Source organism: Nitratifractor sp. (assembly GCF_015487065.1).
In the GTDB taxonomy this organism is placed as follows: domain Bacteria; phylum Campylobacterota; class Campylobacteria; order Campylobacterales; family Sulfurovaceae; genus Nitratifractor.
Map to the genome: position 1 here is coordinate 1 of NZ_WFQN01000090.1, position 4885 is coordinate 4885.

Genomic DNA, 4885 nt, shown 5'->3' on the forward strand with positions numbered 1-4885 from the left:
CCCTGCAGGACCGGTTCCCGATCGTAGGCAAAGCGGAGGTTTTCGACACGCAGGACATTCACGGGCGTTGCTCTCCTGCCAGAGCACGGCTGAGACGGAGCAGGGTGTCGTTCCAGTTCTCTGCCAGGGGAGAGATCTTCAGCACGGGAATCCCCAGTTCCGCCGCCAGCAGCCGGGCACTTTTGTCGGAAAACTCCGGCTGGACGAAGATGGCCCTGATCTTCTCCCGCTTTGCCGCATCAATGAGCTGCATCAGCTGCCGCGGTTTGGGGGCTTTGCCCTCGATCTCTACCGGCATTTGACGCAGGCCGTAGTCCCGGGCGAAATAGCCCCAGGAGGGATGTACCACCATAAAGGCGCTTCCCTTGGGAAGGGGAGAGAGAATCTTCCGGATCTGCTGATCCAGCGTCTGGAGATTCTTTTCGAAATCGGCCAGATTTTTCCGGTACTCCGCCACGTGGGAGGGATCTTTGGACTCCAGGGTCTTTTCGATCAAGGGAGCCATCTTCCGCACATTGCGTACCGAGAGCCAGATATGGGGATCGAGTCCATGCTCTTCATGACCATGTTCATCCCCGGATGTATGTTGCTCTCCGTGTTCCGCGTGCCCTCCCGTCATGGGGATTTTTTGGACGGCTCGCGAGAGATCGACGATAGTCAGGTTCGGATTTTGGGAACGAAAGCGCGGCAGCCAGGCCCGCTCGAACTCTACTCCGATTGCAAAATAGAGATCAGCATCGCCGACGGCACGCATCTGGGAGGCTTTGGGCTCATAGGTATGGGGGGAACTGCCCGGCGGGACCATGACGGTGACCCGAGCATGATCTTTTGCGATCTGTTCTACAAAATATTTTTCGGGGGGAATGCTGACAATGATATTGAGTTTCGCCTGGGCCTGCAGCATAATCAAGAGGAGCGAGAAAAAAACAAAACGCAGTTTCACGGCATGTCCTTGCAATGATGGATGATGAAAGGGATTATAGCGAATTGGAGGGAAAGCGGGGCCTAGGTAGAGGCCCCTAAACTATTTTATAGTTCGACATAAAGGAGGAGGAATCACTATAAAATAAATCAATCAAAAGGAGAAAAATGAATCGTGGCGCGGCGGACGAGACTCGAACTCGCGACCCCCTGCGTGACAGGCAGGTATTCTAACCGACTGAACTACCGCCGCATGATTTCCGTGGTGGTCGCTAGTGGGCTCGAACCACTGGCATCCACCTTGTAAGGGTGGCGCTCTACCAACTGAGCTAAGCGACCGACAGGCAACTTATCGAATTTGGCGACCCTTAGAGGATTTGAACCTCTGTGTCTGTGCGGAAAACACAGCATCCTTGGCCACTAGATGAAAGGGTCATCTAGTCCAAACAGTCATCAAAAAAAATTACCTATCTGGTGGTGACCCGTCTTGGATTCGAACCAAGGGCCCACTCCTTAAAAGGGAGTTGCTCTACCAACTGAGCTAACGGGTCGGAAACAAAAAGCCTCTGTGGCTTTAAGTGGGCAGAATTATAGCCCAGAAAAAAAACCCTGTCAAGAGTTTTCGGCAAAAAATTTGAAAATTTTCTCTTTTTCACTTTCGACCAAAAATTTGAGGGCGTAGAGGACGGTCTGTTCCTGGACGGCGTTGCGGTCCCCATGGAGTTGCAGTCGCTCTGTACGCACTGCTTCACCGTTTCTCAAACAGAGATAGACGGTGCCGACGGGTTTGCCGGGAACCGCTCCGGTGGGACCGGCGATGCCGCTGATGGCAATGGCGATATCGGCGGGGAGATTGCGCTGAGCTCCGGCGGCCATCTCCAGGACGCACTCCCGGCTCACCGCCCCATGTTCCCGCAGTGTGGCATCGCTTACGCCGAGCCAGCCCGATTTGATCCGGTTGGCGTAGGTGACGTAGGAACCTTCCAGGATATCCGAGGCCCCCGGTTGGGCCGTAAAGGTGGCGGCAAGGAGCCCACCGGTGCAGCTTTCGGCAAAAGTGATATGTTTCCCGACGGCGGCCAGGTAGCCGATGAGGGATTCGACGAGGGAGTCGCCGGGAATGATCCGCGGTGTCACCTGACGCAGTCTCTCCGGCGTGAGTGATGTGGGGGAGGTGCTACGGTAGCTTGTGATTCGGATCCAGCCGGGGAGGATCTCCGTCAGATCCAGCGAATCGGCTATCTCCAGCTCCAGACGTCGGAGCGCTTCGAGCTCCTCGGGCGTTTCCGGAAAGATCTGCCAGGTTTTCCGGGGTTCCGGATCCAGGAGGAGTTGGGGAAGCTTGCGCCCGGGTTCGACACGGATGACGTTGATCAGCCGCTCTCCGAAGCGAAAAAGATAGCTGTCCCGGCGAACCTCTCTTGCATCAGCGGGAATGAGCGTTCCCGTCTCCGAAAGGACCATTGCTTCGCCTTTGAGGGTGGCAAGGATCCGCCCCACCAGAGGAAAATGGTCCGGGTCCGCGGCAATCAGACAGGGGCCGGAACCCTCTTCCAACAGTTGCCGGAGCCGGATCGGGATCTCCGGATCGAGGGTGTGGAGCCTCTGTATCGAAGCGATCCGCCGGCCCAGCTTTCCAATCTCCCGCAGCAAATAGGGAGTGAGAACGGGATGTGCATAACTTTCGACACCGAGGCAGATCAGTTCCAGTGATTGAGTCATCGCCAACTCCTTCGAGTAATGAGGGCTATAAGATGATTATAACGAATCCATAACCCTCTTTAAGATATAATCCCAAACCATGCAATAGCCGGCACATCATCTGCATCGATCATCGGCGGCATGGGCGATCGAAGCGAATGCTCGACGCACTTTCCAAGTGCGCCTGCGCTTCTCTCCGACACCCCTACCACCGAGCATCGACGCATCTGACGCACATTCTCCTGCATGATTTGGGATATTCGCCGCAATTTACATACGGATGAGAAGGACGATTTAGAATGGATTACAAAGAGACACTGCTACTGCCCAAGACCGATTTCCCGATGCGGGGAAATCTGCCCAAAAACGAGCCTGAGCGCTACCGGAAATGGTTCAGCCAGGGAGCCTACGAGCGGATGAAGGCCCAGCGCCAGGGCTGTGAGATGTTTACCCTCCATGACGGCCCTCCCTACGCCAACGGCGAGATCCATATCGGCCACGCCCTGAACAAAATCCTCAAAGACATCATCGTCAAACACCACTATTTTCAGGGCAAGGCGGTCCGCTACACCCCGGGCTGGGATTGTCACGGTCTGCCTATCGAGCAGAAGGTCGAGGAGCGCATCGGCAAGGCGAAAAAAGACGCCATGCCGGTCAGTGAGTTCCGGGCGCTCTGCCGGGAACATGCGAGCAAGTACATCGCCATCCAGAAAGAGGGTTTCCAGTCCCTCGGGGTCATCGGCGACTGGGAAAACCCCTATGTGACCATGGATTTCAAATTCGAAGCCAACATCTACCGGACCCTTTGCGAGGTGGCAAAAAAGGGACTGCTGGTAGAGCGAAACAAACCGGTCTACTGGTCCTGGGCCGCCGAAAGTGCCCTGGCCGACGCGGAGGTGGAATACAAAGACAAAGAGGACTACTCCATCTATGTCGCCTTCGAGCTTTCCGACAAGGCCAAGGAGGAGCTGGACCTTCACGGCAAAGCGGCGATTGTCATCTGGACCACCACTCCCTGGACCCTGCCGGCCAATACCGGCATCGCCCTCAACCCCGACGAGACCTATGTCCTCACCGATGACGGCTATATCGTCGCCGAGAGCCGCTACGACGCCCTGATCGAAGAGGGGGTGGTCTCGGGCCACGCTGTGCGTAAATTCGCCGCCAAAGAGCTGGAGAACAAACTGGCCATCAACCCCCTCAACGGCCGCAGCTCCCATATCATCCTGGGAGAGCATGTGGAGCTCGACGGCGGGACCGGCGCGGTGCATACCGCCCCCGGCCACGGAGAGGAGGACTACTTCGCCGCGCTCAAATACGGTCTGGAAGTCTTGATGCCGGTGGACGACAAGGGACGCTACGACGAGAGCGTCATCGGCCATCAGCTCCTGCCCGAGCCGGAGCGTTTCGTGGGGATGCATGTCTTCGACGCCAACGAAGAGATCCTCAAGCTCCTGGGCGACTCCCTCCTCAAAGCGGGCCGCTTTTCCCACTCCTATCCCCACTGCTGGCGGACCAAAAAACCGGTGATCTACCGGGCGACCAAACAGTGGTTCATCGCCGTGGACGAAAAACCCGAAGGAGCCGAAGAGACGCTCCGGGGCCTGGCGCTGAAGGGGATCAACGAGACCACCTTCTACCCCGACTGGGGCCGCAACCGCCTGCGCTCCATGGTCGAAGGACGTCCCGATTGGTGTATCTCCCGGCAGCGCACGTGGGGAGTGCCTATCGCCTTTTTCCGGGTCAAGAAGACCAAAGAGGTGATCCTGGACGAGAAGGTCCTCAACTTCGTTGCCGCCATTTTCGAGCACGAGGGGTGTGACGCCTGGTACGACCGTCCCATCGAGGAGCTTCTCTATCCCGGCAGCGGCTACCAACCCGAAGAGCTGGAGAAGGTCAATGATATCTTGGATGTCTGGTTCGACAGCGGCTCCACCTGGAACGCAGTGCTCAAATCCCGCAACTACGACGCCGGAGAGTTCCCCGCCGATATGTATCTGGAGGGAAGCGACCAGCACCGGGGATGGTTCCAGAGCTCCCTGCTGCTCAGCTCCGCGATCAACTTCCATCCCCCCTACCGCTCCATCCTCACCCACGGCTTCACCGTGGACGAAAATGGGGAGAAGATGTCCAAATCCCGGGGCAACGTCGTCGCTCCTCAGAAGGTCACCCAGCAGTACGGCTCGGAGATCCTGCGCCTCTGGGTGGCGCTGAGTGACTATCAGAGCGATCTGAAGATCAGCGACGGGATCCTCAAGCAGAC

General features: G+C 57.2%; 3 protein-coding genes and 4 tRNA genes. 1 reads left to right on the forward strand and 6 read right to left on the reverse strand.

Translation table 11 applies throughout. The features are described from left to right. Positions 1 to 58: 58 nt before the first annotated feature. From F8I07_RS04720 to F8I07_RS04745, 6 genes are all read right to left on the reverse strand, one after another. Positions 59 to 943: a zinc ABC transporter substrate-binding protein gene (locus F8I07_RS04720; protein ID WP_292656405.1), complete on the reverse strand. Its 885-nt coding sequence runs from the start codon at positions 941 to 943 to the stop codon at positions 59 to 61. Between the two features lie 154 nt (positions 944 to 1097). After that, positions 1098 to 1174 (reverse strand) — tRNA-Asp (locus F8I07_RS04725). 10 nt (positions 1175 to 1184) lie between these two features. Then, positions 1185 to 1260, reverse strand: a tRNA-Val gene (locus F8I07_RS04730). 20 nt (positions 1261 to 1280) lie between these two features. Then, a tRNA-Glu gene (locus F8I07_RS04735) sits at positions 1281 to 1356 on the reverse strand. 40 nt (positions 1357 to 1396) lie between these two features. Further along, positions 1397 to 1472 (reverse strand) — tRNA-Lys (locus F8I07_RS04740). 61 nt (positions 1473 to 1533) lie between these two features. After that, positions 1534 to 2643, reverse strand: coding sequence for a CinA family protein (locus F8I07_RS04745; RefSeq protein ID WP_292656408.1), 1110 nt, complete (start codon positions 2641 to 2643; stop codon positions 1534 to 1536). A gap of 278 nt (positions 2644 to 2921) precedes the next feature. On the opposite strand from F8I07_RS04745, the gene ileS reads away from it, so the two are divergent. Continuing rightward, positions 2922 to 4885, forward strand: a 1964-nt coding sequence (gene ileS, locus F8I07_RS04750; protein WP_292656410.1) for an isoleucine--tRNA ligase, incomplete at its 3' end; no start/stop codon positions are given.